This is a genomic window from Adlercreutzia equolifaciens (genome assembly GCF_029076695.1).
Classification (GTDB): domain Bacteria; phylum Actinomycetota; class Coriobacteriia; order Coriobacteriales; family Eggerthellaceae; genus Adlercreutzia; species Adlercreutzia equolifaciens_A.
Genome location: NZ_JARFIK010000146.1, coordinates 1 through 351 on the forward strand (window position 1 = coordinate 1; position 351 = coordinate 351).

At 61.5% G+C, this 351-nt stretch carries 1 protein-coding gene; it reads left to right on the forward strand.

Annotated features, from left to right (window positions below; translation table 11 throughout):
- Positions 1 to 351, forward strand: a 351-nt coding sequence (locus PZH32_RS11840; RefSeq protein ID WP_275208457.1) for a hypothetical protein, incomplete at both ends; no start/stop codon positions are given.

A 351-nucleotide genomic window follows, 5' to 3' on the forward strand; every position in this document is an offset into this window, starting at 1 on the left:
GGGAAAGCGCTGTTCTTCGTAGCGGTGCTGGCTCATACGGCGCTGATTGGCTGCGAATCGATGCGTACGGCGGGCACGCTACTCTCGGGCCCCAATATAGTGATGCTGGCCTCGTGGGTGCTGGCTGTGGTCACGGCCATCGGCGTTGCCGTCACCCGTCGCGGTATGAGTAATGCCGCGGTGGCCTGCCTGGTGATTGCCGTGCTCGTGGCGGTGGCGGTGTGGATTCGCATCTTGGATCACCTCGATGCCGATAACATGGCCTTCTACCAGTGGCCTTTGCTGCTGCCTCATATTGTACTGGTGTTTCTGGCCTGCGCCTTCTTCTCCACCAGTGCGGTGGCCTCGGCT